Consider the following 23,736-nt stretch of genomic DNA (forward strand, 5'->3'; position numbering starts at 1 on the left):
TTTTGTGGCGTGAGCAGCCCCTCGCGATACGCGCAGTTGTCCCGTGCCGAGCTGGTCGTTCTGCTTCCCGAACTGTTACTGATCGGACAGCTGATCGACCGGTCCGGAATGGCTTGGTGCATTTCCTCGTTCGGCCGCGAGGAGATGGTGCAGATCGCCATCGAGGAGTGGGCGGGCGCCAGCCCGATCTACACCCGGCGCATGCAGGAGGCATTGAATTACGTGGGCAACGACGTGCCCACCATCTTCAAGGGCCTGCAGCTCGACATCGGCGCCCCACCGCAATTCATGGATTTTCGCTACACCGTGCACGACCGGTGGCACGGCGAATTCCACCTCGACCACTGCGGCGCGCTGCTCGACGTGGAACCAATGGGTGAGCAGTACGTGTTCGGGATGTGCCACACCATCGAGGATCCGACGTTCGACGCGACCGCCGTGGCGACCAACGCGAAGGCTCAGGTGCGTCCCATCCACCGCCCGCCCCGGACGCCGGCCGACCGGCACCCGCACTGCGCGTGGACCGTCGTCATCGACGATTCCCATCCCGAGGTGCAGGGCATTCCCGCCCTGGACATCGTTCGTCAAACACGCGCCGCGACATGGAAACTCGATCCCATCGATGCCTCGGACGAGGGGCAGGCGGATTACTCGGGTCCGCTGCTCTCCGATTTCGACTTCGCCGCCTTCTCGCATTCGGCATTGGTCCGGATGGCCGACGAGGTCTGCTTGCAGATGCATCTGCTGTTTCTGTCCTTCGCGATCGCGGTGCGGGCACGCGCCGCCGACGAGGCCGAAGCCGTTGCGGTCTGCACCAAGGGCCTGATCGGCATCGCGGGCCTAGCCGCGGAGCGCATTCACCGCGCGCTCAATCTTCCCGGCGGGATTGACGGCGTGCTGAAGGTCCTCGAATTGCACCCGCTGCTGAACCCGGTGGGCTACGTTACCGCAGAACTGGAATCGAACCGGCTGCACGTCTACGCGTCTGCGGCCCACGACGACGGTGCCTGGATCTCGCTGTGCTCACCGCAATCCGTGCAACCGCTGCAGGCGATCGCCACGGCGGTCGATCCGCGCCTCCAAGTGCGGGTTAGCGGAACCGACAATGACTGGACGGCCGAGCTAATCGAAACCGACACCGACGCTCAGGAGCTGCCAGAGGTTTCGGTGGTCAGGGTCAGTGGCGGAGCGACATTCCAGTTTGAGCCGAGGCGTTCGCTGCCGCTGACCGTGGTCTGACGCGCAGTTCTTTGTCAAGGGGTTTTTAGTACCACTTCGGTGACACAACCGCATCGGGGCGATACCAATGGCATTGCAAGCCATCGGCTTTGCGCGTGTCGGGGGCTATCGTTAACGCTGGCCACCGACCCCTATAGACGAAAGTATTCGCTCTATGTACGACCCACTTGGGTTGTCGATCGGAACCACGAACCTGGTCGCAGCACGTGACGGAAACCAACCGGTTTCACGTCGAGCGGTACTAACGCTGTACCCGCACTGCGCACCGAAAGTTGGTCTACCCGAGGAGAACCCGCAGCTCACCGAGCCCGGCATGTTGATGAGCGGGTTCGTCGACCGTGTCGGCGACTCGGTGGCACTGGTGTCCGTCGATGGCTCCGCTCACGACCCCGACCTCTTGATGGTCGAAGCACTCGACGCGATGGTGCTGGAGGCCGGTGCGGACGCCGGCTCCTCGGAGATCTCGATCGCCGTTCCGTCGCACTGGAAACCGAGCACCGCACAGGCACTGCGCAACGCACTACGCACACATCTGGGCTTTGTCCGAAGCGGTATGGCACCGCGCCTGGTTTCGGACGCGATCGCATCGCTGACCGCGGCGAACGCCGAGCTGTGCCTTGCCGCAACCGGTGTCGTCGGATTACTCGACTTCGGCGGCTCGGGTACCTCAGCAACCCTGATCGACCTCGCCGGCGATTTCAAACCGCTCAGCGCCACAATGCGTTACACCGACTTCTCCGGTGACGAGATCGACGCGGCCCTATTGCTCTGTGTGTTCGAGGAGCTGGGGCACGGCAGCGGTATCGACCCGGCCAGCACCGCCGCGGTCGGGCAACTGGCCCGGCTGCGGGAACAGTGCCGTACCGCCAAAGAGCAGCTATCCACGGACCGCACAACGGAATTCGCGGCTGAGTTGGGTGGACGCCGGGCCACTATGAGGTTCACCCGCGACGAGCTGGGCGACCTGATCCAGGACCGGCTCACCGGACTCATCTACGCGTTCGACGACATGTTGTGCCGACACCGCAAGGGCTGGAACGACCTTTCGGCGGTAATCACCGTTGGCGGCGGCGCCTGCATTCCGCTTGTCAACGAACGTCTTTCGGTGCACAGCCGTCGCCCGGTCATGTCGCCGGCGCAACCCGCATTCGCCGCCGCCGCCGGCGCGCTGCTGCTGGCCGCCCGTGGCGAGGAACTCGACCTACGCACCCGCACGTCGATCGGTCTGCTCACCGCGTCGTCGGGCAACGACATCATCGAACTGCCCGCCGGCGACCTGTTGGTGATCGACGAGGAAGCGCTCACCGACCGCGAGTTGGCTTGGTCGCAAACCGAATACCCCGGTGACATCCGGGTGCCCTACACGCCCGAGGCATTCGACGAAGACAGCAGCCCCGGCGGCTGGTCGATGCGGTTGAACGTGATCGAGCCGCCGCGGGAACAGGCGTGGCGCCGGGTCCGCCTGTCGCAGTTGGTCGTCGGGATGTTCGCACTCGTGGCCATGACCGCGATCGGCGGTGTGGCATATACGTTGACCGGGATCGAAAATCACCAGGCACCGCCGGCGCCCTCCGTCGTCCCCGTGCCGCTGCCGCCGGCCAGTACGTTGGTGCCCTCTCCCGTCCCGCCCACCGCGGTGCCACCACCGCCCACCGCCGCGCCGGTGCCCAGCTCGGTGCCGCCCGCGCCGCCACCGCCGGAACCTTCGCCGTCGCCCGAGCCCCCGCCGGTCGTGGTGACCACGGCGCCGCCGCCGCCGGTGCACACCACCCACCGTCCGCCGCCGCCGCCGACGACGACACCTCCGCCGCCACCGCCCACGACGGCCATGACGACGCCGACCACCGAGCCGCCGCCACCGCCCACGACGACGTCGCCCCCGCCCACCTCGACGACGGTGCCGATGACCACCCAGTGGATCCACGTTCCGCTGCTGCCGGTGCCGATCCCGATCCAGGTGCCGGCCAATCAGGCGCCGGCGAACCCGGCTCCGCAGTACCCGGCTCAGCAATATCCCGGGGAGTATCCGGGCGGTGGCTACGGGGGCGGCTATCCCCCCAGCGGGGGCGGGTACTCGCAGAACCCGTTCCTGGGCCCGGGCTACTAGCGGTGAGATTTGGCTGCGAGCAAACTCCGTGGCGCATCACCGCGCGCGGGCGCACACTGGGCAGTAACGCTACGAGCTGCGAGGAGGCCACGTGGGCGAGCATGGACCATTCGGGTTTGATCCCGAGGAGTTCGATCGGGTGATCAGGGAAGGCAGCGAGGGACTGCGCGACGTGTTCGAGCGGATCGGCAGGTTTGCTGCTCCGGGCGCCCGCGGCGGCTTTTCGGCGTTCTTCGACGACCTGTCACGGCGGCCCCGATCCGGGCCGGAAACCGCGGGCGAGGCCGGCGACGGCGTCTGGGCGATCTACACCGTCGACGCCGCGGGCGGCGCGCACGTCGAACAGGTGTATGCCACTGAGCTCGACGCGCTGCGGGCCAACAAGAACAACGTCGACCCCAAGCGCAAGGTGCGTTTTCTGCCGTACGGCATCGCGGTCGGCGTCCTCGACGACGACGCGGAAGAGCAAACGTAAGTTGCCGCTTTCCGGGCGTTTCCACTAACCGGGATTCCGCCTAGGGTTTCAGTCGTGACGCCAGCAGCGCCGGTGTGCCAGGTGTGCGGTTCGCAGCCGCGCCAGGGTGCGCGCTTCTGCGATGCCTGCGGCAGTCCGCTGGCGCCGGCCGCCGAGCCCGCCGAGTACAAGCAGGTCACCGTCCTGTTCGCCGACGTGGTGCGCTCGATGGACATCGCCGCGGCATTGGGTCCCGAGCGGCTGCGCGAGGTGATGACCGAACTCGTCGATCAGTCGGCGGCCGTGGTCCAGCGTTTTGGCGGCACCGTCGACAAGTTCACCGGCGACGGCATCATGGCGCTGTTCGGAGCGCCGATCACGTTGGAAGATCATGCTTTTCGTGCCTGCCTTGCGGCGCTGGAGATCCAGGAGGTGGTCCGGGCGCTGGCGGTCGAGGTGGGCCGCCGCGACGGGATCGACCTGCGCTTGCGCGTCGGGCTGAACTCCGGCCAGGTGATCACCGGCGAAGTCGGCGCGACTCATCTCGGCTACACCGCGGTGGGCGAACAGGTGGGGATGGCGCAGCGCATGGAAACGGTGGCGCCGCCGGGCGGCATCATGCTCAGCGAATCCACCGCGCGGCTGGTCGAGGATCGCGCGGTGCTGGGCGAGCCCGAAACCGTGCACATCAAGGGTTTCGCCACCGCCGTGCCGGCCCGCCGGCTGCTGGCCGCCGACGGTGAGCGCCGCAAGGCGCGTCGCCAGTCCCGCCTGGTCGGGCGGCAGCAAGAGAAGGACGCCGTCGCGGAATTGCTGGACCAAGCCAGCCGGGGCGCGGGAAGCGTGATCACGGTCACCGGTCGCCCAGGCGTGGGCAAGACCCGGCTGGTCCGTGAGTCGTTGGCCATCGCGCGCAGTGCCGGGTTCGAGGTGCCGGTCGCCTACTGCGAATCCCATACCCGCGAGATTCCGTTCCACGTGATCTCCCGGCTGCTGCGCAGGGTCTTCGGGCTGGGCGGGCTCACGCTCGAGGTGGCGCGGGCGCGGGTGCGCGCCGAAATCCCCGAGGCGGGCAACGAGGATCTGGTGCTGCTCGACGACCTGCTCGGCATCCGCGACCCCGACATGCCCTGTCCGGACATCACCCCGGATGCGCGGCGCCGCCGGCTCGTCGACCTGATCAACACGATTTCACTGGCTCGGCCCGACTCCGCGCTCTACGTCATCGACGATGCCCAGTGGATCGACAGCGTCAGCGAGTCGCTGCTCACCGAATTCGCGGCGGCGGTACCCGGCATGCGCGCGGTGCTGCTGGTCGTCTATCGGCCCGAATACTCGGGGCCGCTGGCACACATCCCGGGCGCCCATCCGTTCATCCTTGAGCCACTGGGTAATTCGCACATCACCGAACTGATCAACGAGCTACTGGGGGCCGACCCTTCGGTGGCCGGATTACCGACGGTGATCGCCGGCCGGGCGGCCGGCCTGCCGTTCGCCGCCGAGGAGATCGTGCGTGACCTCGCCGAGCGAGGCGAGCTCGAGGGCACGCCGGGCGCCTACGTGTGCGTGCGCGAAGTGCGCGAAATCCAGGTTCCGGCAAGTCTTCAGGGCATTATCGGGGCGCGCATCGATCGGCTCAACGCCACCGCGAAGCGCACCCTGAACGCCGCCGCTGTCATCGGCGCGCAGTTCGACACCGAATTGCTGAAATGTCTGCTGGGCACGGTCGACGTGGCGCCACTGGTCCAGGCGTCATTGGTCGAGCAGGTCGGCTTCACACCGCACGAGACATACGCCTTCTGTCATCCGCTGATTCAGGCGGTGGCATACGAATCCCAATTGAAAGCCGGCAGAGCCGAGTTGCATCGACGGGTGGCGGCGGTATTGCAGCGCACCTACGGCGAGTTCACCGGTCAGGAGGCCTCGATCGTCGCCACGCAGTACGCGGCCGCCGGGGATCTGCGTCAGGCTTACGAGTGGTACATGCAGGCCGGGACGTGGTACGGCGGGCGGGATATCCGCGCGGCCCGGGCCAGCTGGCAACAGGCGCTGCGATTCGCCGACCGGCTGCCGGACGATCAGCCCGATCGGCTGGCCATGCGCATCGCACCGCGAGCCCTGCTGTGCGGCAGCGTGTTTCAGGTGGGCGGCACGCCCGAGGAGACCGGATTCGACGAATTGCGAACACTGACCGCCCAGGCGGGTGACAAGAGGTCATTGGCCGTCGGCATGGCCGGCCACCTCACCACGCTGACGTTCAACTCCCATCATCGGGAGGCGGCCGCCATGGCGACGGAGTTCGCCACGCTCGTCGACTCGATCGGCGACCCTGCGATGACGGCCGGCCTGTTCTATGCGGCCGCCCAGGCCAAGTGGGAGGTCGGCGAGGCGACCGAATGCCTGCAGTTGGCGCAACGGATCATCGACGTCGCAGCTGGCGATCCCACCATGGGCAACTTTGTGATCGGTTCCCCGCTGGCCTGGGCGACCACGTTAAAGGGCGCGGCCGGAATGTTTTTGGGTCGGCATGGCTGGCGGCAGGACCTCGAGGAGGGCATCGCGATGGCCCGCTCGTTCGACCCGACCACCCACCCGTTCGCGCAGTTGTACAAGTACGCGGCCGCGGTGCAGAACGGCGGGGTGCTGCCCACTGCCGAAGACGTGGCGCAGACGGCCGAGTCGTTGGACATCGCCCAACGTTCCGGCGACAACGCCGCATTGGCGTACGCATTGGTCAATCGTGCTAACGCGCTGCTCCACTGCAACGGCGAAAACGCGGGGGAGGGCTTCGAATACCTGGCGAAGGCTCGCGAGATGCTCGTCGACGAGAAGCTGATCGTGGCGATCCGCCGCATGACCGACGCCGAGATTGCCCGCGGGCGTGCCCGATCCGGCGATCTCGACGGCGCGGCCGACCTGGTGTCCCGGGTTCTCAACGCGCAGTTCGACGCCGGGACGATGATGTTCCGGGCGCCCGCGACCACCGTGCTGGTCGAGACACTGCTGGCGCGCGCCGGCCCCGGCGATGTCGAGGCGGCGCAGCGCGCGGTCGACCGACTCGAGGCCGTCCCGACCGAGCCGGGCTTCGTGCTACACGAAATTCCGGTGCTGCGGCTGCGGGCGCTGCTGGCCCGCGCCCGTGGCGACGAGGCTGCCTATCGTCAACTCCTGCAACGCTTTCGGGCCAGCGCGCACGACGTCGGATTCGAAGGCTACGTGGCGCTGGCCGATGCGATGGCCGCGAACTGAGCCCTCACCCCTGCGTGACGACGTTGTCGAGCCCGGAGTTGGAGATCTTCGGCGCGCCCGAGTGGAACGTCACCTGGTTGTTCATCCCGGACGCTTCGATGGTGTCGGCGGAATCGACGGTGACCGAGTTCTTCATGCCGGACACGGACAGGCTCGCACAATGGCCGGTGATCACGATCGTGTTGTTGATCCCGCTGACGGTGACAACGTTGTCGTTGCACGCGATCGTCTTGTTCTCGTCGATGCCGGACACGTCGAGCGGCGCGCCTTGCGGCGGCAGCGGCGACGCCGAAGGACCCGAACTGCGGGTCGGGCTCGTCGCGCTGGTCGTCGGCCGCGGACTGCGCGTCGTCGTGCGGGGTGACGGCGTCGCCGGCGTGGTCGTCACCTCCGACGAGATGATCGACCGGACAGTGGAAAGCTGGTGTGCGGCAAAGGCTGCGATGACGCCGGCGAGCACCAGCACGCCGATCACGATGATGGTGCCGACGATCCACCACATCCGGTTGCCCGAGGATTTCGGCGACGACCCGCCGTAGGGGCTGCCATAGCCGTACATGGGCGGTGGCGGCGGCGCCGCACCGTAGGACGGCGATGGCACCGGGCCCGGTGGCGGTGGCGGGTAGGCCTGACCCTGCGGTGCGCCGCCCAATTCGGACGCGCGCGCGGTCTCGGCCAGCGGGCGCTCCAGGTCCCGAATCCGTTTTTCCGGGTCGTCCTGCGATTCCATGGGACAGATGCTCCCACCAGACGACGTCTCATAGGAAGTTTCGGCTTCAATCGGTAGTTTCAGCACCGTGCCCGACATGCCGAACCGCCAGATCCTCCTTCGTCGCCGCCCGAGCGGGCTGGTCGCACCCGACGACACCGAGCTGATCACCCGGCCGGCACCCGAACCCGGCGACGGTGAGGCGCTGCTCCGAACCACCTACGTCGGGCTCGACGCGGCCGTCCGGACCTGGCTGAACGATCAGCCGAGTTACCTGCCGCCGGTGCAACTCGGCGAGGTGATCCGGGCGGCCGGCATCGGCGAAGTCGTCGCGTCCCGGTGTGACGCCTATGCCGTCGGCGACGTGATCACCACGCTGACCGGGTTTCAGGAATACGTGATCATCCGCGATGATGTGTTCAGCACGCCCATTCCGGGCGAGGACGATCAGCTCGCGATCATGTCGGTGTACGGCCCCACCGGGGCCACCGCCTACTTCGGCATGACCGACATCGGTAAGCCCAAGGCCGGTGAGACAGTGGTGGTCTCGGCGGCGGCGGGCGCCACCGGGTCGGTGGCCGGGCAGATCGCCAAGATCGCCGGCGCCCGGGTGGTGGGCATCGCCGGCGGGCCGGATAAGTGCCGGGCCGTGGTCGAGGACTTCGGCTTCGACGCGTGCATCGACTACAAGAACGACGACGTGCCCGCCGCGCTCAAGCAGCACTGCCCGAAACGCGTCGACGTGTACTTCGACAACGTCGGCGGGCCGATCCTCGACGCGGTGCTCGGCCGGCTCGCCAACAACGCGCGCGTCGTACTCTGCGGCGTCATCTCCAGCTACCTGACCGGTGAGCACCCCGGTCCGGCGAACTACGTGAACCTGTTGTCGAAGACCGCGCTGATGCAGGGCTTCAACGCCCTCGACCAATGGGGCCGCTTCGACGAAGCCTTTGCCGCACTGCGTCAATGGGAGGCCGAAGGCCGACTCAAGCACCGCCAGACCATCTTTGAGGGCATCGAGTCGTGTGTGGACGCCCTCAACGGGTTGTTCACCGGGGCCAACATCGGCAAGACACTGGTCAAGATCAGCGAACCCTCGACCCCCTGAGGCGAACGCCCCGGCTGGCCGGGCGCTCGGGCGCATAGGCCCGGCCAGCCGGGCACTCGGTCACTCCCTGAGCCGCTAGTCCTCGCCGAGGACGCGGTGCAGCGTCTTCTTGGCCTCACGCAGCGCTTCGAGAACCTTGGTCCGGGCCTGCGCGAGCTGTTGCTTCTGCTCGTCGGTGCCGGTCCAGGTGATCGTGCGCGACAGGCCGGCGAGCTCGAACATCTCCCGGCGGATCTTGAAGACGTCGCCGAATTGACCCGCACGCTTGAGGAAAGCGTGTGCGGTCTCGCTGCTGACGCCCCGCCACTTCAGCAGGTTCTGGCCGAACTCGGTCAACGTCGCGACGCCGTTGTCGACCGTCACCACACCGCGGCCGTCGAGCAGGCCGATGGCCAGCTCCGCGATCTCCTGCGGCGGAGTGAGCGCGCCGTCGGTTGCGTCGGACACCCGCGCGACGATCTGCGCGGCATCGGCCGGCCCGTCGAGTAGCAGCGCCGCTGTCACAAACGCCGCGCGCTTGAGCGGCGGACGACCACCCGGACCAAAACCTGGGCCGCCCGGCCCGCCATGACCCCAACCGTGCTTACCCCAACCGCCCCCGAAACCGCCGGGGCCGCCGCCAAAACCGAAGCCGGGGCCGCCCCCGAAACCGCCGGGGCCGCCGCCAAAACCGAAGCCGGGGCCGCCCCCGAAACCGCCGGGGCCGCCGAACAATCCGTCACCAGACATCCTTGTCATTCCTTTCCGTATCGGACCATCAAGCTCCTTGATACCACCGACTCCGACAATGTCAACAAAGTTGATGGTTCCCGGGGTCGCCGCGGAACTCAGGCTGCGCGTGGCACCGGCCGGGCGCGCGATGCAGGATCGTCTGACGCGGCGTGGCAAAGCGCTGCCGAGGCGCGCGGACTCCGTCGCGGCGGAAGCCGAAACGCGAATTCTGGCCCGGCTCGCCGTCGAACAGCAAAGCCGGCTCAAAGAACTGCTTTATGCTGCGGGCATCCCTTGAACCGAAAGTGCCAGGTATGGATCGTCGCCGGATGATGATGCTGGCCGGATTCGGTGCCCTGGCCGCGACGGTCCCCACCGCGAGTGCAAGCGCCGCTCCGGCCCGGTCCGGGACGTACCTGTTTCACGATGAGTTCGACGGGCCGGCCGGTTCGGCGCCCGACCCCTCGAAATGGGTTGTGGCGAGCCAACGTACGCCGATCAAGAATCCGACCGGGTTCGACCGGCCCGAGTTTTTCGGGCAGTACCGCGACAGCCGGCAAAACGTGTTCGTCGACGGCAAGTCCAACCTGGTACTGCGCGCCAGCCGAGAGGGTGGCAACTACTTCGGCGGCCTGGTGAGTGGCACCTGGCGCGGCGCCATCGGGACGACCTGGGAGGCGCGCATCAAACTCGACTGCCTCACCGGCGGCTGCTGGCCCGCCTGGTGGTTGTCCAACGACGATCCCGGCCGTAGCGGGGAAGTCGACTTGATGGAGTGGTACGGCAACGGGCAGTGGCCCGCGGGCACCACGGTGCACGCAAACCCGGACGGCACGGCATTCCAGACCCATCCGATCGCGGTCGACGGCGGGTGGCACACCTGGCGCGTGGCGTGGAATCCGGGCGGCATGCAGTTCTGGGAAGACTATGCCGAGGGCGCCGAGCCGTACTTCAGCGTTCCCGCGACCGGCATCGAGGATCTGCATGACCCGATCCGGATGTGGCCGTTCAACGACGTCGGCTACATGATGTTTCCCATGCTCAACCTGGCGGTCGGCGGTTCGGGCGCCGGCGACCCCGCGTCCGGCACCTATCCGGCGGAAATGCTGGTCGACTGGGTGCGCGTGTTCTAAGTCCCGGGTGCGGGATGCACGCCATCGGCGCGCATGGTTGTATAACACCGTTTGCGGGAGTTGGCCGGGGGGGACCGTGCCGAGCCGGAGCTCCGGCGTCTAGCGATGGGTGGTAGTGCAGATGGATCGTCGCCGCATGTTGATGACGACAGGGCTCGGCATGCTGGCAGCGGCGGCATCGATGCCTCTCCCCGAAGCGCTGGCGGCCCCGTCGGCGCCGGCCGCACCGGCCGCCGGACCGGGTGGGCCCTACCTCTTCTCCGACGAGTTCGACGGCCCGGCCGGTTCACCTCCTGACCCGGGCAAGTGGACGATCCAGACCTGGCAGGACGACGTCTACCCTCCGGTCGAGGGGATCTACCGCGCCGATCCCCAAAACGTGTTCCAGGACGGGCACTCCAACCTGGTCCTGCGCGCCACACACGATTTCCTGGCCAACACCTACTACAGCGGCAAACTGCGCGGCAACTGGCGCGGCATGATCAACACCACCTGGGAAGCCAAGATCAAACTGGACTGCCTGACCCCCGGCCTCTGGCCGTCGTTCTGGGCGGTCAACGAGGACCCGCTGCCCGACGGCGAGGTCGACGTCTTCGAGTGGTACGGCAACGGCCAATGGGCCCCGGGTACCACCGTGCACGCGGCATCCAACGGAAAGACCTGGGAAGGCAAATCGATCCCCGGTCTGGTCGACGGTGACTGGCACACCTGGCGGATGCGTTGGGACGACAAGGGATTCGCGTTCGCGCGCGACGGCGCCGAGTACTTCAAGGTTCCGCCCAAGCCGATCCACGTCGCCGGCAATCCGCCGGAGGACATGCGCTGGCCGTTCAGCAATCCCGGCTACTGGATGACGCCGATGTTCACGCTGGCGGTCGGTGGCGTCGGCGCCGGCGATCCTGCCGGCGGGGTTTTCCCGGCGTCCATGCTGGTCGACTACATCCGCGTCTGGTGATCAGCGCGTCGCTTTGAGCACCTGAACAAGGTTGAACTGCCAGCGCTCGACGAGCCGGAAGCCCAGGTCGTGCGGGACCGCGAAAGCGGGTGTCGCGCCATAGCGTGGGCCCGGCGGCAGCGCCGAACCCTCCTCGTGGGCGGGCATCGACTCGTCGGCCTGGGTGATGATCCACACCACGGCGCACTGGCTGAGCGGCTTGGCGACGACCTCCGGGATCAGGTTGGTGTCAAAGACATCCCGGCGGTCGGTGGCCCGTTGCCACAGCGTGAGGTCGATCAGCTTGCGGTAGGCATCGGGGCGCGCGGCCATCAAAGGACGCATCGGTGCCGGCATAAACGTCACAGTGTCGTTAATCAGCAGGCAATCTCCCGGTGCCGCCTTGGCCGTGATTAGATCCGCGACCTGGCTGTAGTCCATGCCGTACTTGGCATACGGGCTATGTTGCACCCATAGGTAATTCGGCGCCGCCGCGACCGCGAACAGGGTGACGACAGCCGGTGCCACCCACGGTTTGGCCGCCAGTGCGCCAACGCAGACGCCCAGGACCAACGCGATCGCCGGCGCGGTGAAGCACAGGTAGCGCGGCGTGTAGATCGGGTGCAGCAGCGCCGACCACACCACGATCAGCGCGGTCGGTATCAGCACCCAGGCGCCCGCCAAGGTCAGCAACTGCCGATCTGTCGCAACGAGTTTCACCGATGTCCAGCGCCACGCGGCAATGGCCACCACGATCACCAGCGCGGAAAGCACCGCGAACGGCGGGCTCCGCTCGAAGTACTGCTGAACCGTCACGTCCTCGATCGTCCGGTGCCCGATCGGTGCGACCCAACTGATCTGGTGCACCTGCCCCGCGGCCACGAGCAGGAACGGCGCCACGGCACAGCTGGCCAGAACCGACGTGACGACGAAGCCGGCCACCACGGTTCGCTTGCGCAGGAACGCGCAGACGAACGCGAAGTGAACCGGCAACAGCAGCACCAGGTACACGTCGAGCACGACCGAAAATGCTTGGGCAACACCGTAAGCCACCCAGATCCAGCCGCGGTTGCGACGCGTCGCGCAGACGAACAGGACGGTTAGCCACACCGCGGCCATCATCGACATGGCGTACGGACGAGCCTCGATACCGGCCCACGTCGACCGCGGTAATACCGCGCAGATCACCCCGGAGGCCAGCGCCACGGTGCGAGACGAAAATAGGTTGCCCAGCACCACGACTCCGGCCGCGGCACCTCCGACTGCCAGACCGCTCGGCACGCGCGACCAGAACTCGGTCGGCGCGCAGAGCTGGAACCAGCCGTGCATCAACAGGTAGTACAGACCCTGCACGGCGTCGACGTTGCCCAGCATCTGCCACAGCTGAGCCAGGGAACGGCTGTATGCCGCCGAAATCGTCGCGGCCTCGTCGTACCAGAAGGAGGGACGGCCGGCGCCGACAAGACTTATCGCGGTGGCCAGTACGCCGACGATCAGCGGGTCCAGCACGCGACGCCCTGACACACCGTTATGGTGCCAGAAGCAACCCCGGACTCTTTTCCGGGCGCTCCTGCTAGTTGGTCAGGTACAGGTAGTACAGACCGTCCGCGTGCTGGCGGCAGTCCCAGTGCGTCCACAAGTTATCGTTGTGGGCCAGTTCGACGTGCGGGCCGTCCGCCTCGCATGCCCCCAGGGTCGAGTAGACGCCGTCGACCTGAATTTCATCGGCATTGGCGACGCCCACCGCAGTGGTCATCAGCCCGCCCAGGGCCAGTAAGCCCGTAGCGATGAGCCTGATCATGCGGATCTCCCCGGTTGTAGCGATCGGTTGCGAGGCGAACTATATCGATTTGCCGGGGTCGCGGAGGGGCAATTGACCGGACGCAACCTGACCTTCACTTTTCGAACGTATGATCGAACAATGAGACCGCTCGCGTCGATCGGATATAACGGGCAGCCGGTCCGCGACCCGTTTCGGCTGGTGCGTCCGCCGATCGCGGTGCTGATCGATCTGACGGTGCTTTTTCCGCGCGAGCCACATCGCTCCGGCCGGTATCAGCCCAATGGTCTGCAGCTGCACAAGGTCGTCGAGGGGCGGCTGAGCTGCTGGGGTCTGTGCGAGCAGGGCGACTGGTGGGGACTGGTGACCTATCCAATCGCCTACGGGTCCAGGCAAAAAACCGTGACGCACTGGATACCGGCCTGGACGCTGCGCCGAAAAGGCTAGCGGCGGTGTGGGTTACAGCCGACGGTCCTGCACATACGTGCCGGCAATAGACGTCTCACGTGTTCGCATCAGCAAGCCGAACAGGGTCTGGTCGCGCGCCATCGGCTCCGAGCTGTGGGTGAAAAATGTGCCCAAGATGAATCCGAGCCACATCATCGTCCCCTAGTGTTTTCCCCGTCGCGCCGCAAATCACATACAACCACCTGGGCGTGTTCAGCGACGGGCCCCGGACAGCGAGCGCGGCTCGTTCGGTAGCACGCCGGCGACGTCGATGAGAGGATTGCTGCCCGTGGCAGGAAGCTGGAGCTCGCTGTTACCCACCCTCATTCCGCTGGCGCTCGTTACCGCCGTCTCGCCGCTGTCGATCATCCCGGCCGTCCTGGTGCTGCACGCTCCGCAGCCGCGGCCCGCCGGGCTGGCCTTCCTCGGCGGCTGGGTCTTCGGGCTGGCCGCGCAGACCGTGATCTTCGTGGCCGGCTCGGGTGGGCTCGGCGACATACACAAGTCGTCGCCACCGGCGTGGGCGTCCTGGACCCGGGTGGTGCTGGGCTCCGCACTGATCCTGTTCGGTATTTACCGGTGGCTGACCCGGCACCGGTCCACCGAGTCCCCGGCCTGGATGCGGCACTTTGCCACGATGCGCCCGCGGCGCGCGGCCATCACCGGACTGGTCCTGACCGTGGTCCGCGTCGAAGTGTTGCTGTTGAACGTGGCGGCCGGCTTGGCCATCGGCACCAGTCGCCTCGACGATGTCGACAAGCTGTCGGCCGGCATAGTCTTCGTCGCGGTGTCCGCGTCGACGGTGGCGATCCCGATCCTGGCCTATGCGGCCGCGGGCCATCGTCTCGACGATCTCCTGGAGCGCGTCCGAAACTGGATGGAGAAGCACAATGCCGCACTGATGGCGGCCATCCTGATCCTCATCGGTATTATGGTGCTGCACAACGGTATTCGCGCTTTGTAGCAGGATGCTGCGTGGTTACCGGTAGCCGCCGTCGGCCAGCCCGGCCTGCGCCTCGAGCCGGTTCGTCTTGCCAAAGAGCCTGTCGCGGGCCAGTTCCCAGAGGTAGGCAATGATCATCCGGGAATGACCCTTAGCGGCCCACTGTTGGGAGTGCAGCTCCTCGTGGTGCAGGACCCGGTCGAGCGCGAGAGTGCTTTTTACGGGCCGGCCCTTGCGATCGGTGTACCACGCGTGTCCGGACTCGACGATCTGGCGCAGCCGCCGGGCGGCGGCGGTCGGGTCCGTGACGTCGACCGCGACGTTGACCATGAAGATGTCACCCCACGCGGTGCCACCCTGCTGGCTGAAGAGCCGCTGGATCCAGTTGCCGCCCAGGCCCATAAGCATGCCGTTCGGGGTGGTGACGAGGCGTCCGCCAGTGCGGTGGACGAATCCGACGTCCTCGTCGTAACTCCAGCGGTTCGCACGCTGGCGATCGACGATTCGCCGCACTTCGTCGGCGCAGTACGGCGTCTCGGGGAAGTCGGTGGGCGGGCTTGCCGGGCCGCCGTAACCGGTGCCCGCGTTGAGGATGTAGGTCATCAGCGTGGCCGCGCGCACCTCGTCGCCGGGGGTGCCCGCCGGGACGAGGAAGAACGATTTGCCATCCGGATCGTTGATCTCGGTCATTTCGGCAAGGACCCGAAAGCTCTCAGGGGTGATGCCGTGTTGCGCCGCGATCGCGGTGGTGACTGCGGCGGGCACGCCCAGACGTTCGGCATTGGCCAGCCACGTGTGGTGATGGTCCGGTGGCGGTCGCCTGGTCATAGTCCGTCAATTGTTATCAGTCCCACCGCTAGGGTGTAGCGAATGAGCAGGGGGCCCTGGCAACGCGCGCGCGGAATCAAACAGATCACCCGGGGTTTGGGCACCCTTGATCGCGAGTTGTTCGTCGCCGTGGCCGAAACCCCCACCCCGCTGCTCGACACGGTCATGCCGCCGCTGACGCGGGCGGCCGACCATTCCAAGCTGTGGTTCGCCATCGCGGCCGGGCTGCTCGCGACCCGGAAGCCCGCCGCGCAGCGCGGCGCGACGCGCGGTGTCGTGACGCTGGGCGTGACGAGCCTGTTCACCAATCAGATCGCCAAACGAATCCGCCCGCGCTCCCGACCGCTCTACGAGTCGGTGCCGGTGGTCAGAAGAGCCCACCGCCGCCCGACGTCCAACTCGTTCCCGTCGGGACACTCGGCCAGCGCCGCCGCGTTCGCCGTAGGAGTGGGTCTGGAGAGTCCGCCGTTGGGCTTCGCGCTGGCGCTGCTGGCCGGACTGGTCGGGTTGTCACGCGTGGCGACCGGCGCACACTACCCCGGCGATGTCATCGCGGGGCTGGGCGTCGGTGCCGGGATCGCCGTGCTGGGCGGCAAGCTGGTCCCGCCCGTCATCGAAACCGCTCTGCCGCAATCGGAACCGCTGCGCGTCGAGACGCCGGAACGGCCGGACGGCTGCGGCGTGGTGTTCGTGGTCAATCCGGCCTCGGGTAGCGGTACCGGGGCTCGCGTCGTCGAAGAGGTTCGCACCGAGCTGCCGAAAGCCGAGGTTGTCGAGCTCGGTCCCGACGATGACCCCGAGCGGGTGCTGCGCGCCGCCGCCGCGCGCGCCGAAGTGCTCGCGGTGGGCGGCGGCGACGGAACGGTGGCCACCGCGGCGGCGGTGGCGGTCGAGGCGGGACTCCCGCTGGCTGTCTTTCCGGCCGGAACGTTCAACCACTTCGCAAAGGACATCGGCTGCGACACCGTCGGCAAGACGGTTGAGTCGATCCGTCGCGGCAGCGTGGCTTGCGTAGATCTGGTGTGCCTCAACGAAAGTCGGATGGTGATCAACACCGCCAGCATCGGCGCGTATCCGGCGTTCGTGCAGCAACGCGAAAAGTTGGAGAAGCGGATCGGCAAGCCGCTGGCCGGCTTCTACGCGATGCTGCACACACTGCGCAGCGATCAGCCGGTCCGCATCCGCTACGACAACAAGACCCTGCTGACGTCGCTGTTCTTTCTGGGCAACTCTCTTTATCTGCCAACGGGATTCGCACCGTCACGTCGAACGCGCATGGACGACGGTCTGCTCGACGTGCGCATTCTCGAAACCGGTCGCCGGTTGGCAACGACCAGGATCCTGACCGCGCTGGCGCTGGGACGGCTGCGGCGCAGCCCGCTCTACCACGAGCTGCAGGTGCCCGAATTCAGCTTCACGGCCGTCGACGCGCCGACGGTGATCGCCCATGACGGCGAGGTCGGCGACGAGTACCGCGACGCGAGCTTCACCGCGAAGTACCGGGTGCTGCCGGTGTTCTGCCCGATTCGCTGAGCTGGCCGTTCGGCTGATCGAACTCAATTGCGTTCTGCCCGATCGCTTTCCGCGTCAACACCCAGGTAGGCGTCGGCCCAGGCGCCGATGATTCGCCCGGCTCGGTGAGCTTGGCCACGGGTGGTGAGCAGGTGATCGGAGCCCTCGAGCGAGACGAAGCTGCGCGGATGCCGGGCCAGCCGGAAGATCTCGCTGGCGTTGTCGATGCTGACGGTGTTGTCGGTCGGCGAGTGCAGGATCAGCAACGGCAGCCGTAAAGCCTGGATCTTGTCGTGCAGCCGGGCCGCGCGGACATCCTCGACGAATGCGCGCTTGAGCGTCAGCTTGCGCCCGCCGACCATCCACTCGACGCTGCCCTCGGCCAAGCATCGGTCGACGACTGCGTCGTAATGCTTTTCGACGTGGCTGGGGTCAAACGGTGCCGCCACCGTGACGACCGAGCGCACGCTCGGGGCGCGCATCGCCGCGGCGATCACCGCGGCGCCACCCCACGAGTGACCGACCAGGATGTCGGCCGGCGTCCCGCGGTGCGTCATGAACTCGCATGCCCGGACCACGTCGTCGACCTTGACGGTGAACGACCCGTCACCCCAGTTCCCATCGGATCCACCGAGCCCCAGTGCGTCGAAGCGCAGCATCCCGATGCCGTCGGCCGCCAGCTGCTTGCAGATCCGGGACGCGGCCGGAGAGTCCTTGCCGAGAGTGAACCCGTGCGCGAACACCCCCCAACCGCGCACCTGCGACTCCGGGACCTCGATGACGCCGGCCAGATTCGCGCCGCTGGCGCTTTGGAACGTGACACGTTCGCCCATAGTGCCGATCTAACTACGCGACGCCGGGCCTCCGCGACGGCTGCTGATCTTTTCCCCAGCGGTGCCTTGGCGCGAAAGATAGGAATCGCAAAGGAAATTAGCGGTGTGAGAAGCGGCCGGCACGCGCTCCCCATAAGGTGGATGCGTGGCCTTTGCTGCGAGTCGCATGCTGGCGCGAAACGGGCAATTGCGCATGCTCATGGCGGCCTGGGTGGCCTTCTACGTCGGTGCATTCGCCCATATGGTCCTGGTGATCGCCTTCACCTTCTCGGTCGGAGGCGCTGCCGCCGTCGGTGCGGCGACGGTGCTGGTGACGTTGCCGGCCGGGCTGGTCGGGCCGCTGACCGCGCCGCTCGCGGCGAGCGCACATCCGCAGCGTCATCTGGCGTTCGGGAACGGGATTCGTGCCCTGACGATGGCCGCGACCATTATCGCGGTGCTCAGCGAAGCGCCTATCGGTGTCGTGTTGGTGATCGTGGCCCTCGACTCCGTTTTGTCGGGGGCTGTGCGGCCGCTGCATGGCGCGATGGTGGTCCGACTCTCGACTACCGCCGCCGAGGCGGCCGCGGGAAATGCCATGACCAGCTCACTCGTCAGCGCCAGCGCGCTGGTCGGGCCGGCGGTGGCCGGAGTGGCGTTAGAACTCTGGGGTTTCGGGTGGGCCTTCGCTCTCCCGGCGATTCTGTTCGTTGCCGGTGCGGCCGCGGCGGCGCTGATCCGCGTGCCGAGTGCCGACAATTCCCGACCCCATACCTCTGGGCCGTCCAGGCCCGCGACGTCGGTGCTCCGTCTGCTGGGGGTCGGGTTTCGCGGGATCTTCGCAAGTCGTCCCGCTGCCGCGGCCACCGTGCTGTTCTCCGTCAACGTCATCGTGCTGGGCGTCTGGTTTGCCAGCAGTGCGTCGGTGGCCAAGGAGCAGTTGCGTCTGGGCAAGGATGGCGTCACGACCATCATGACGTTTTACGGCGCCGGTGGACTGTTCGGAGCCCTGGCCATGCTGTCGTTCGCCGCGCGTCGCGGCCTGGCTTCCGTGCTCGCCGGTTCGCTGCTGGGCCTCGCTGCCGTCATCGCCTCGCTGGGAATGATCAGTTCGCCGGTCGTCGGTCTGGCGCTGGCCGGCGGGCTGGGTGTCGCCGGTGCCGTCACGTACGCGATCGCGCCCACTCTGGTGCAGCGCGGCGTCGCACGCGAGTCGATGGTGCCGGCCGTGGCCACCCTGCAGAGCCTGTATTCGCTTGGCATGGCCTCCGGCGCCCTGGTCGCGCCGTTTCTCATCGATCCGTTGGGCCTTCCCGCCACCCTGGGCCTGGTGGGCGGTGTGGCCGGGCTGATCTCGTTGCTGGCCTGGCCACGACTGCGCGGCGCCGACCAGCTCAGCGCAGAAGACGCCGCCAAGCTGGCAGTCATTCGCGCCGTTCCCATGCTTGAGCCGCTACCGGCGCTGGCACTTGAACAACTCGCGCGGGCCGCGACGCGCCTGACGCTGCCCGCCGGCTGCGAGGTCTTCCGGCAGGGCGACCCAGGTGATCGCTTCTACATGATCGCTGCCGGCGTGGCGGAGGTCGCGGTCGATGGTCACCGCGTAGCCACGCTTGGTCCCGGTGGCTCGTTCGGTGAAATCGCCCTGCTGCACGACGTGCCCCGCTCCTCGACCGTGACGGCGCGCGAGGAGCTGGATCTGGTGGCCGTCGAACGCGCCGAGTTCCTCAGTGCGCTGTGCACCGATAACGTGTCGGTCGGTCGCCTCGGCCGAATTGCCACTACCCGCATGGCCACCCCGCCGGTCGCCGAGCGCCTCGTCGAGGTGAACCGCGACACGACGCTGAGCAGCGGGGCCGCCCGCCAGCTGCTGGCCTCGCAGCCTCCGATGGCCGCGATCGAGGCCACGGCGCTCGGTGAGCTTGCCGATACGGCGCGGGTGTTCGCGGCCGGCGACGGTGCGCTGATCACCCGCGAGGGCGACTACGGCGATACGTACTACGTGATAGTCGACGGCGCCGCAAAGGTTTTCGAGAGCGACGCCGAGATCCGTGAACTGCGGGCCGGGGACGGATTCGGTGAGCTGGCGATCCTGCGCGACGTTCCCCGCACCGCCACCGTGCGGGCGCAGGGCGACACCACGTTGCTGGCCGTGGACCGCGACGCGTTTCACCGCGCTCGGCAATCCGGGTAACAGCCGCTATGCTGGCGCAACCCTGGCCAACGGAGGTTGCGGCGCGAATGAAAATTTCCACGGCGCTGTGCTGGGTCTTGTTCATCCTCACATTGTTCGCCGCTGTAGTCATGGCGGTGTGTCCCTCGCTGACGGCCCAAGCCGGTGCTGCCCAAATGGGATTTCTCATCCTGTTCGTCGTGGTCCATGCGTGGCTGGGCTACTCCGCCCGCGGCATGATCACGTTTGTCGTCATCGCGTGCGTCGTCGCGTTCGCGTTGGAGGCAATCGGTGTGGCGACCGGTTTCCCGTTCGGCTCCTACGTCCATCACCTGCCAGGTCCGAAACCCCTGGGCGTTCCCCCGGTGGCAGTCGCAAGCTGGATCATGTTCGGCTGGCTGGCCTGGGCACTGGCCCGGGTGATCATCCGGGCCGAACCCGCGGTGGCTGGTGTTGGCGCCGAACGCTTTACGACACCCCTCGTGGCGACGTTCATTCTCGGCGGTTACGACCTTGTTTACGACCCGGTCGGAGCGACGGCACACGACTGGTATTCCTACGACCACCCGACCGGAGCGCTGGGTGTCCCGTTGACCAACTTCCTCGGCTGGCTTCTCACCGGCTGGCTGATCTTTCAACTCGCCGCGCTCGTCGAAAGCAGATTCCCCGTCCGGCCCGTCACCTCGGGGCGCGGCTACTGGCTGCTGCCGTGTCTATTCTGGCTGTCCACCGCCACCCAGGTATTCGCCGGCCTGATCCACCCGGCCGCCGGGACGGTGGTCCGGGGCGGCAAGACCATCCGGATCGCCGACGTGTACGAATCCGGCGCTTCGGCAGCGCTATTCACCATCGTCTGCACGGGGATCATCGCGCTGGTGCGGCTTTACAGCCGTCGGCCGTCACCTCGCTGATCCCCTTGGCGCGGCGCAGTATTCGCGCTACCGACTTGTGACGGCGTCGTGACGTCACCATTTGGAAACGGCGCGGTGCGGCGCGCGCTGTGCCGCCGGTCGCCCACCAACAATGGGGGCGGTCGTCGAGGGGCGACTTGGCTACGGCTATGTGGTTCTGCTGCGCGGAATGAAGGAGTTGGACGTTGATGACGATCTTTGATCGATTCAACATCGGTATTGTTGCTAGCGCTGGATTGTGCGGTGCCGCTATAGCGTTGAGCCCGGACGCTGCAGCCGTCCCATATATGACGGGTGGCGGTGCGTGCATGTACGGCCAGGCCGGCGAGGCCGGCGCGCCGGCCGCGGGGCCCGTGGGTGCAGGGGGCGCAGCCGGAGCGGCAGCGCCGTGTGCGGCCCCTTTGACTGACATGGCGGGTGTTCCAATGGTGGTGCCCGGTCCGGGAATTGTCCCAGTTCCGGCCGGTGCTCCGTTGATCGCGCTCGGACCGCCGGTGCCGGTGGTCCCCCCGTTGCCGTTTGCGCCTCCGGTGCCGATCGGTGCTCCGTTGCCGCTGGGTGCTCCGCTGGTTGCCCTCGGCGGGGTCGCGGATGGGCTTCCGGTCGCTCCGCTGATTGACATGTCAGGGGTGAAGGACGCGCCGACCGGACCGGCGCCCACCGGCGGGCCGGTGGCCGGCCAGCCGGTATCGCCCGGTCCCTCGCCGGTGCACGGAGGCTAAACCTCAGCAGTGAAAATGACCCGCCGGGCCGCACCCGGCGGGTCATTTTCATTGCGGGACATCGGGTTCCGCGTGGCGTGTGAAGCCAGGGCGTTGCGTGTGACGCGAGGGCGTTGCGTGTTAAGCCACGGCGGAAAGTCCGCCGAAATGCCGCCGGGAGCTCACATTCGACGCCGTGAGTTCACACTCGACGTCGCGGCGCAACGCTAGAGACCGCGAACCAACGCTAGAGACCGCGAACCAACGCTAGCGCCTGTCTCACAACGGTTTACTTACGACGAGGGCAGTTCGTTTGTGGCCTCGCGCACGACGACCGGGTCACCGACGTTGACCGTGTTGTAATACCACTCGGCGTCCTCGGGGCTCAGGCTGATGCAGCCGTGGCTGACATTCTCCAGCCCCAACGAATTGACCGCCCAGGGTGCTGAGTGCACGAAAAGACCATGGTTGGTGATCCGGACGGCGTAGTCGACGTTGACGAGATAACCGTCGGGATCGTTGACGGGAATGCCGACGCTGCTCGAATCCATTTGCACTGAGCGGTCTTTGGACAGAACGGTGTAGGAACCGATCGGCGTCGGGTACTCGGGTCTACCCAGCGAGGCGGGCAGCACGCCCTCTTGGCCGAAGTGCGGCCGGTGGTGCGGCGATGGCAGTGACGGCGGCGGTCCCGCCTCGACCCCGTCGATGCTCACGGTGAAGGTGTGCTCGGAGATGCTGGCGATGCCGATGACCCTCGGACCCGTCTTGATCTCGGCGGGTTGGCCTTCCACGGTCAGCGCGATCGTGGTGTGCGCGGGCCAGTATCGGTCGGGAACCCACTGCACCACTTTGTTGTCGAGCCATTCGTACTTGCCCGACATCGGCGGCGTCGACTTCACGTCGAGGGCGCGCTCGGCGGCATGCCGGTCGGTGACGGGGGAGCGGAAGGTCACTATCACGGGGTGCGCCACGCCGACCGCCTTGCCGCTGGTGGGCTGCACCGACGCGATGGGGAAGGGGGTATACGACTGACTGGCCGACACGAGGCTCAGATCGGCCGGCGCCGGCACATTCACGACGGCGGTCCCCGCGACCACGCTCGCGCCGACTCCGATGACAGCCACGGCACACCGAATACCCGCGCGCATAACCCCAATTCCTTTTAACTGACAGAGTTGCAATAGGAATGGTAAATGTCTGCTGAACTGCGGAAGCGTAAGGGCGCGTTAGCAATTGATCAAGTGTCTGTCACGATTTGGCCACAGCGGTCCGATCTGTCAACGTGGGTCATACGCAGGGCGGATGTCTGAGCACCAGTGTTGTCAGCAGAGGAGGACGGTGTGTCGGGGCGTTGGGTTCGTGGGGTTGGTCTGGCGGGTGCCGCACTGCTGTGCGCGGTCGCATTCGCGGGCACGGCGGTGGCCGCACCGCCTCCCGCGCCCGGGATTCTGGTCAGCGATGGAATCACCAAGTGCACAACGGGTTTCGCGGCCCAAAGCGGTGACGGCAGTTACTACTTGTTCACCAGCGGGCATTGTGACCACGGGGCGCCGTTCACTTACGACGAGAATGTCCCGCTCGGACACGTCACTTCCAGTGAGATGCTGGGCGACCTGAAGGACGCCGCGATCATCCGTCTCGACCCGGGCGTCGGCGCCCCGGGCGCTGACGTCGGCGGCCAACGCGTTCGGGGCGTCTTGAGCGCTTCCCAGATCAAGGCGGGCATGCCGTTCTGCAAGTTCGGTGCGATGTCCGGGGAGACCTGTGGCTCCGTCAAGAGCATCGACGGCGAAGTCGTCGAAGCCAACGTGTTCGCCCAGCCCGGCGACAGCGGCGGGCCCGGCTACGTGAAGAATCCGGACGGCACCGTGACCGCGGTCGGCCTGGTGATGGAGACGTCCCTCGCGGGTGACCCCAACACGACGTACTTCGTCCTGGTGCAGCCCCTGCTCGGCAGATGGGGTGTGCACCTCGTCAGCTGA

23 protein-coding genes are annotated in these 23,736 nt (G+C 67.1%); 15 read left to right on the forward strand and 8 right to left on the reverse strand.

What is annotated here, in order from left to right; translation table 11 throughout:
* The first annotated feature begins 9 nt into the window (after positions 1–9).
* The 4 genes from AC5Y5O_RS00370 to AC5Y5O_RS00385 all read left to right on the forward strand — a co-directional run bounded on the left by AC5Y5O_RS00370 (position 10) and on the right by AC5Y5O_RS00385 (position 7,049).
* Positions 10–1,239, forward strand: a complete 1,230-nt coding sequence (locus tag AC5Y5O_RS00370) for a hypothetical protein (RefSeq protein ID WP_500023251.1) — start codon at positions 10–12, stop codon at positions 1,237–1,239.
* A 154-nt stretch (positions 1,240–1,393) separates the two neighbouring features.
* On the forward strand, positions 1,394–3,346 hold the full coding sequence (locus tag AC5Y5O_RS00375) for an Hsp70 family protein (protein ID WP_500023253.1): 1,953 nt from the start codon (positions 1,394–1,396) through the stop codon (positions 3,344–3,346).
* Positions 3,347–3,437: 91 nt separating this feature from the next.
* The gene (locus AC5Y5O_RS00380) at positions 3,438–3,821 is read left to right on the forward strand and encodes an Rv0313 family protein (RefSeq protein WP_096284077.1); all 384 of its coding nucleotides are present in this window, start codon (positions 3,438–3,440) and stop codon (positions 3,819–3,821) included.
* Between the two features lie 54 nt (positions 3,822–3,875).
* Positions 3,876–7,049 (forward strand): AAA family ATPase, encoded by a 3,174-nt coding sequence (locus AC5Y5O_RS00385; protein WP_341477046.1) that lies wholly within the window; start codon positions 3,876–3,878, stop codon positions 7,047–7,049.
* Between the two features lie 4 nt (positions 7,050–7,053).
* Here AC5Y5O_RS00385 and AC5Y5O_RS00390 read toward each other — a convergent pair whose 3' ends face one another.
* The gene (locus AC5Y5O_RS00390) at positions 7,054–7,779 is read right to left on the reverse strand and encodes a DUF3060 domain-containing protein (RefSeq protein WP_096284081.1); all 726 of its coding nucleotides are present in this window, start codon (positions 7,777–7,779) and stop codon (positions 7,054–7,056) included.
* Between the two features lie 67 nt (positions 7,780–7,846).
* On the opposite strand from AC5Y5O_RS00390, the gene AC5Y5O_RS00395 reads away from it, so the two are divergent.
* Positions 7,847–8,866: an NADP-dependent oxidoreductase gene (locus AC5Y5O_RS00395; protein WP_096284083.1), complete on the forward strand. Its 1,020-nt coding sequence runs from the start codon at positions 7,847–7,849 to the stop codon at positions 8,864–8,866.
* A gap of 75 nt (positions 8,867–8,941) precedes the next feature.
* Here the strand turns inward: AC5Y5O_RS00395 and AC5Y5O_RS00400 are convergent, their stop codons facing one another.
* A complete protein-coding gene (locus AC5Y5O_RS00400; protein ID WP_096284085.1) occupies positions 8,942–9,595 on the reverse strand; it encodes a hypothetical protein in 654 nt (217 codons plus the stop codon).
* A 73-nt stretch (positions 9,596–9,668) separates the two neighbouring features.
* Between AC5Y5O_RS00400 and AC5Y5O_RS00405 the strand changes: the two genes are divergently transcribed.
* The 3 genes from AC5Y5O_RS00405 to AC5Y5O_RS00415 all read left to right on the forward strand — a co-directional run bounded on the left by AC5Y5O_RS00405 (position 9,669) and on the right by AC5Y5O_RS00415 (position 11,665).
* The gene (locus AC5Y5O_RS00405) at positions 9,669–9,875 is read left to right on the forward strand and encodes a hypothetical protein (RefSeq protein WP_096284086.1); all 207 of its coding nucleotides are present in this window, start codon (positions 9,669–9,671) and stop codon (positions 9,873–9,875) included.
* On the forward strand, positions 9,856–10,710 hold the full coding sequence (locus AC5Y5O_RS00410; RefSeq protein WP_096284088.1) for a glycoside hydrolase family 16 protein: 855 nt from the start codon (positions 9,856–9,858) through the stop codon (positions 10,708–10,710). Before AC5Y5O_RS00405 ends, AC5Y5O_RS00410 begins: the two co-directional genes overlap by 20 nt.
* Before the next feature lie 121 nt (positions 10,711–10,831).
* Positions 10,832–11,665: a glycoside hydrolase family 16 protein gene (locus AC5Y5O_RS00415; protein WP_096284090.1), complete on the forward strand. Its 834-nt coding sequence runs from the start codon at positions 10,832–10,834 to the stop codon at positions 11,663–11,665.
* Here AC5Y5O_RS00415 and AC5Y5O_RS00420 read toward each other — a convergent pair whose 3' ends face one another.
* Positions 11,666–13,168, reverse strand: coding sequence for a glycosyltransferase family 39 protein (locus tag AC5Y5O_RS00420; protein ID WP_243393743.1), 1,503 nt, complete (start codon positions 13,166–13,168; stop codon positions 11,666–11,668).
* A 49-nt stretch (positions 13,169–13,217) separates the two neighbouring features.
* Entirely contained in the window at positions 13,218–13,445 is a 228-nt protein-coding gene (locus AC5Y5O_RS00425; RefSeq protein ID WP_096284094.1) for a hypothetical protein, read from the reverse strand.
* Positions 13,446–13,565: 120 nt separating this feature from the next.
* Between AC5Y5O_RS00425 and AC5Y5O_RS00430 the strand changes: the two genes are divergently transcribed.
* On the forward strand, positions 13,566–13,871 hold the full coding sequence (locus AC5Y5O_RS00430; protein WP_096284096.1) for a hypothetical protein: 306 nt from the start codon (positions 13,566–13,568) through the stop codon (positions 13,869–13,871).
* A gap of 12 nt (positions 13,872–13,883) precedes the next feature.
* Here the strand turns inward: AC5Y5O_RS00430 and AC5Y5O_RS00435 are convergent, their stop codons facing one another.
* Positions 13,884–14,027 (reverse strand): hypothetical protein, encoded by a 144-nt coding sequence (locus AC5Y5O_RS00435; RefSeq protein WP_165796286.1) that lies wholly within the window; start codon positions 14,025–14,027, stop codon positions 13,884–13,886.
* 115 nt (positions 14,028–14,142) lie between these two features.
* On the opposite strand from AC5Y5O_RS00435, the gene AC5Y5O_RS00440 reads away from it, so the two are divergent.
* A complete protein-coding gene (locus AC5Y5O_RS00440; RefSeq protein ID WP_096284098.1) occupies positions 14,143–14,835 on the forward strand; it encodes a GAP family protein in 693 nt (230 codons plus the stop codon).
* A 15-nt stretch (positions 14,836–14,850) separates the two neighbouring features.
* Here AC5Y5O_RS00440 and AC5Y5O_RS00445 read toward each other — a convergent pair whose 3' ends face one another.
* Positions 14,851–15,642 (reverse strand): hypothetical protein, encoded by a 792-nt coding sequence (locus AC5Y5O_RS00445; protein ID WP_096284100.1) that lies wholly within the window; start codon positions 15,640–15,642, stop codon positions 14,851–14,853.
* 42 nt (positions 15,643–15,684) lie between these two features.
* Between AC5Y5O_RS00445 and AC5Y5O_RS00450 the strand changes: the two genes are divergently transcribed.
* Complete coding sequence (locus tag AC5Y5O_RS00450; RefSeq protein WP_096284102.1) at positions 15,685–17,175, forward strand: bifunctional phosphatase PAP2/diacylglycerol kinase family protein; 1,491 nt, start codon at positions 15,685–15,687, stop codon at positions 17,173–17,175.
* A gap of 23 nt (positions 17,176–17,198) precedes the next feature.
* Here the strand turns inward: AC5Y5O_RS00450 and AC5Y5O_RS00455 are convergent, their stop codons facing one another.
* A complete protein-coding gene (locus AC5Y5O_RS00455) occupies positions 17,199–17,987 on the reverse strand; it encodes an alpha/beta hydrolase family protein (protein WP_096284104.1) in 789 nt (262 codons plus the stop codon).
* A gap of 145 nt (positions 17,988–18,132) precedes the next feature.
* On the opposite strand from AC5Y5O_RS00455, the gene AC5Y5O_RS00460 reads away from it, so the two are divergent.
* The 3 genes from AC5Y5O_RS00460 to AC5Y5O_RS00470 all read left to right on the forward strand — a co-directional run bounded on the left by AC5Y5O_RS00460 (position 18,133) and on the right by AC5Y5O_RS00470 (position 21,772).
* Positions 18,133–20,160 carry a cyclic nucleotide-binding domain-containing protein gene (locus AC5Y5O_RS00460; RefSeq protein ID WP_096284106.1) on the forward strand — a complete coding sequence of 676 codons (2,028 nt, stop codon included), beginning with the start codon at positions 18,133–18,135 and terminating at the stop codon, positions 20,158–20,160.
* Positions 20,161–20,207: 47 nt separating this feature from the next.
* Positions 20,208–21,050 carry a carotenoid biosynthesis protein gene (locus AC5Y5O_RS00465; RefSeq protein WP_243393744.1) on the forward strand — a complete coding sequence of 281 codons (843 nt, stop codon included), beginning with the start codon at positions 20,208–20,210 and terminating at the stop codon, positions 21,048–21,050.
* 188 nt (positions 21,051–21,238) lie between these two features.
* Positions 21,239–21,772 carry a hypothetical protein gene (locus AC5Y5O_RS00470; protein WP_096284108.1) on the forward strand — a complete coding sequence of 178 codons (534 nt, stop codon included), beginning with the start codon at positions 21,239–21,241 and terminating at the stop codon, positions 21,770–21,772.
* Positions 21,773–22,044: 272 nt separating this feature from the next.
* Here AC5Y5O_RS00470 and AC5Y5O_RS00475 read toward each other — a convergent pair whose 3' ends face one another.
* Positions 22,045–22,902 (reverse strand): L,D-transpeptidase, encoded by an 858-nt coding sequence (locus AC5Y5O_RS00475; protein WP_500023261.1) that lies wholly within the window; start codon positions 22,900–22,902, stop codon positions 22,045–22,047.
* 192 nt (positions 22,903–23,094) lie between these two features.
* Here AC5Y5O_RS00475 and AC5Y5O_RS00480 point away from each other — a divergent pair, with 192 nt between their 5' ends.
* Positions 23,095–23,736, forward strand: coding sequence for a S1 family peptidase (locus AC5Y5O_RS00480; protein ID WP_500023263.1), 642 nt, complete (start codon positions 23,095–23,097; stop codon positions 23,734–23,736).

This window comes from Mycobacterium sp. NGS40 (assembly GCF_059812735.1).